The following is a 4,619-nucleotide window of genomic DNA, read 5'->3' as shown; positions in this document are numbered from 1 at the left end:
TTAATGACGTGACAGACAAGTTTGTTGGTGCCCATAACGACTTTGCCAAACCGGAAGTAGCCCATGTGCTGTGGTCGGCAGTTTCTGGCAGTTAACCGCCAGTCTTAGTTAAGACATTAAGACTGTTCGGACGATCGCCTAACCTCCCCAACCCTGCTTGCCTATATAGGCAAGAGGGAAGACAGATGCGTCTGTACTTGCGACACAAGAGTGGGAAAAGAGGTCAATCCAACAGCCTTGCGGTGTTAGTCACTCAAAATTATCAGGAACCAAAGAGATGTCCGAAGACCTGCTATTCTTCAATGGAATTAATGGAGCCAGTGGCGATTATTTGCTGCCTCCTTTGACTGCTGAGCAAGTAGCTAAGATTGCCCAGGGCGAAGAATTCGATCCAGAAAGTTTAGAAGATATCCAGCTAAAAAAGCGACAAAAAGAAGAGATTGACTTTGCTCCCATAGAGGGAATAGACCCCAAAAACCTTGCAGAAACAGGTTGGGGAGTAATTTTCGCTTACGATGCCGATCCGGCAATTCGAGAGGCGCTCAGCGAGCTATTAGACCATCGCAAAAAGCAAGCCACCCAAAAGCACGAGCATTACTATCAGGAATACATTGGTCCTAAAGGCTATCGTCACGACAAGGCAAAAAATCAGTACGAATCAAAAAATAAGTTCCTGTCGCGTCAAGGATTAGGTCCAGGTCCTGCCGATCCAGACAAAATGCCCTACTACCTGCTGATTGTTGGAGATCCAGTAACAATTCCCTATCGCTTTCAGTCCCAGCTTAGCGTTCAGTATGCAGTAGGTCGCATTTATTTTGATACGCCACAGGAGTACGCGCAGTACGCTCGCAGTGTAGTAGAAGCGGAAACTAGCAATCTATCCTTATCTCCTAGCGCTGCCTTTTTCGGCGTGTGCAACCCAGGAGACCGTGCCACTAATCTCAGCACTCAAGACCTGATTCAGCCGTTATCTGAATGGGCTGTCGAGGAACATTCCAACTGGGATGTGAAAACGATTCTTAAAGAAGAAGCAACCAAAGCGCGTCTGGGGCAGCTGCTAGGAGGCAGCGAAACGCCTAGTTTGCTGTTCACTGCCAGTCACGGTATGGTCTTTCCCAACGGCGATCCGCGACAGTTGCCCCACCAAGGCGCATTGCTGTGCCAAGACTGGCCTGGTCTCGAATGGGGAAAAAAACCGATTCCGGAAGATTTTTACTTTTCTGGGGACGATATTAGCGAACAAGCGCGGCTGTTAGGGATGATTGCTTTTCACTTTGCCTGCTATGGTGCTGGCTGTCCCCAAAAGGATGAATTCGAGGGTCACTCTCAATCTCTTTCAGAAAGACCAGACATTGCGCCGTATCCCTTTCTTGCCCGCTTGCCGCAGAAACTTCTGAGCCATCCCAAGGGAGGTGCCCTAGCTGTCATCGGTCATATAGATCGAGCTTGGGATTGTTCTTTCTCTTGGTCAGATATTCGCGGTTCAAGTGCAGATAAACGGCAGATAGCAGTTTTTCAAAGTAGCGTGAAGCGCCTGCTGGAAGGTCATCCAGTCGGGTCGGCAGTGGAGTATTTTGATGAGCGCTATGCCGAAATTTCCTCTGACCTTAACATTGAGTTAGAAGATATTAAGTTTGGCGCGACTCCCAACAATCGGAGTTTAGCTGCTATGTGGACGGCTAACAACGACGCCCGCAACTATGCGATTATCGGCGACCCAGCAGTCCGGCTAGTGGTCAGTAGCAGTAAAGATGCTAGTGCCGAGCGCCCCACGATTGAAACTGTGCATTTGCCTTCTAACCAGCCGGGACAGGGGTTGGCTCCGGAAACTCCAGAGCAAGTGCCTGATGAAGCTGCCCTTAAGCAAGTTCAGACGCAACTGATTTCATCATTAGAGCAATTTGTCAATACTGTACAAAAAGCTCCAGCTAATAACACCGATATGCAAACAGCAATGTCAATAGCCACCAATCTCTTAAATGTGTTGAAGGGATTGAGTTAATAGCGATCGCAACTATCGCAACTATGTAAACGGCTGTGTGGGAAAACTCCCGCACAGCTTTTAAATTTTCAGGTAGCAGCTAATATTCTCAGTTGGATTTGGGTAGATTACTAGCAGTGCCGATACCATCACAAACGTGACTTTCTTCCGGATCGAGTTCTGCATTTGGATTATTGAGATAGTCCCGTACCAAAGCGCAACCCCGCACCATCAGCTCATCGAATCCTTCCACCTGCCACAACTTAATAGTTCCATCTTCGCCACCCGTAGCGAGAAACTTGCCATCCGGACTGAAACCAATGCTCTTGACCTCACCTTTATGACCTTTGAATACGGCAACCTCTTGACCGGCTACATCCCACAGACGAGCAGTTGAGTCAGATCCAGCACTCGCTAGCAGCTTACCATCGTTACTCCAACGGAGTTTCTGTACTGCACCTCTATGACCTTTGAATTCCTTCTTTAATTGATTACCTGACAAATCCCACAAACGGATAGTGCGATCGCTACTAGCTGTAGCCAGTTTTTGACCGTCATTACTCCAAATGACGCTGTTGATCCAGTCTCGATGCGCGAGGAATTCTCTTAGCTTCTCACCAGATAAATTCCACAAGCGAACCATGCCATCCGCTCCTGCGGTAGCTAAAAGTTTGCCATCCGGGCTAAAACTGACACTCAGGACGGCACCTTCATGACCTTTTAATTCTCTTAGTTGCTGACCAGACAAATCCCACAAACGAACGGTGCCATCCTTTTCTGAAGTCGCTAAAAGTTTACCATCCGGGCTAAAATTTAGACCTAAGACTTCACCTTTATGGCCTTTGAATTCTCTCCGTTGCTTACCAAATAAACTCCACAAGCGAGCGGTGCCATCCTCTCCTGATGTAGCTAAAAGTTTGCCATTCGGGCTAAAACTAACCTTCCAAACTACACCTTGATGACCTTTGAATTCCCCCAACTGCTCGCCTGATAAATAATCCCACAGGCGGACAGTGCCATCAGCTCCAGCAGTCGCTAGGATCTCGCCGTCCGGGCTAAAACTGACGCTCCAGACTGTGCCTTTTTGCGCTTTGAAATTAGTTAGCTGCTGACGAGCTTGCAAATCCCACAAGCGTACAGTGTTGTCGTATCCAGCAGTAGCTAAAAGCCCCCCATTTGGGCTGAAAATAACACTCCTAACCGAGTCTGAATGCCCTTTAAATTGCTTCAAGAGTTTTCCATTCAAACCCCAGTAGCGAACAACGCCGTCCTTGGAACCAGTGGCGAGGTGCTGGCCATCGGGACTGAAAATGACGCTAAACACCCAGTTTTGCTCTTGATCTCCTAACAATTCTCCCAACTTTTTTCCTTTCAAATCCCACAGCTTGGCAGTACCATCCTTAGAGGCAGTGGCAAGTTTTTGACCATCGGGACTAAAACTAACACTAAATACCGTATCTTTATGCCCTTTAAATTCGCTTAATAGTTTGCCGTTCAAATCCCACAACTTGGAGGTGCGGTCTCCAGAACCCGTAGCGATCGCCTTACCATCAGGACTGAAACTAATACCCCAGACTCTTCTATTACTCCCAGTATTGTGGGCAGGAAATTCTTTTAATAATTTGCCCTGCAAATTCCACAAGCGAACGATGCCATTTCCAGAACCAGTGGCGACAGTCTGACCCTTAGGGCTGAAAGCGATATTATATACCCCCTCCTTTTGCTTAGGAAATTCCCTCATTAGGCTTCCTTTCAAATCCCACAATTTTGTAGTCCCATCCTCACCACCAGTCGCCAGTAGCCGACCATCCGGGCTAAAGTAGATATTTCTAACACGCTCTTTACTCACTCCAAATTTAATTAGTTCTTTGCCATGTAAATCTGACAAACGAACTGTGCCATCAACTCCAGTACTCGCCAGTATCTGACCATTTGGGCTAAAACTGACATCTGTAACTTGGTCTTTATGTCCTTCTAAGCGATTGCGTTCGTTGACTTCCGAAGTTAACTTGTTCAGCCTGACGATTACTCCAGTAATTAAGTTTGTTGATGGCAACCACAGTTGCTTAACTTCTTTGGCAGCTTGTAAACTTTTGATCAGCGCCTTTAATTGATCCACTTCCAACTTAGCTTCTGAGGAAGCACTTAACGCCTGAATTCGCTCGATTTCTGCTTGCCGCCACTGATATCCAGCAAAGATGGCAAATCCAGCAAAGACAAAAGCTGAGCTGACAGCGGCGAAAAGCAGGCGATGTCTGCGTTGTTTTTCTTGCCTGCGGATGCGATCGCGCAACTGAATACAAGCCGAGACATATTCCGCCTCTTCTTGGTTGAGATGCACAAATTTGGGATGCTTCAACAACATCTCGGCATTCTCTAATCGTCCCCCCTGATGGATGAGATAAGCCTCTTGATCTGGCTTATCCTTATGTTTGTGCCAATCTCCTGTTGCCTGATTGATGTTCTCTCGCAGTTGCAGATCACTGCGGTTCTGATCCAACCAATTTTGCAACGTCGGCCAATGGCGGATTAAAGCTTCGTGGGCAACTTCTACTTCTTCCTTACCCGTTGTTTCGTTGCGACTGGTAACGACTAGCCTGGCTCCTTCACTTGCCAACTGTTGCACCAACTTTTTAGT

The 4,619-nt window shown here is 47.3% G+C and carries 2 protein-coding genes; one reads left to right on the top strand and one right to left on the bottom strand.

Annotation, left to right across the window (positions count from 1 at the left end; all coding sequences use genetic code 11):
• The first annotated feature begins 277 nt into the window (after positions 1-277).
• Positions 278-2,002, top strand: a complete 1,725-nt coding sequence (locus H6F50_RS18015) for a hypothetical protein (protein WP_190429756.1) — start codon at positions 278-280, stop codon at positions 2,000-2,002.
• 88 nt (positions 2,003-2,090) lie between these two features.
• Here the strand turns inward: H6F50_RS18015 and H6F50_RS18010 are convergent.
• Positions 2,091-4,619: WD40 repeat domain-containing protein (locus H6F50_RS18010; RefSeq protein WP_242029091.1), on the bottom strand; the 2,529-nt coding region annotated here is incomplete at its 5' end.

Origin of the sequence: Coleofasciculus sp. FACHB-712 (assembly GCF_014695635.1) — a bacterium.
In the GTDB taxonomy this organism is placed as follows: domain Bacteria; phylum Cyanobacteriota; class Cyanobacteriia; order Cyanobacteriales; family FACHB-T130; genus FACHB-T130.
Note: the sequence above shows the minus strand (reverse complement) of the source record. Positions and strands in the feature narration are given on the sequence as shown.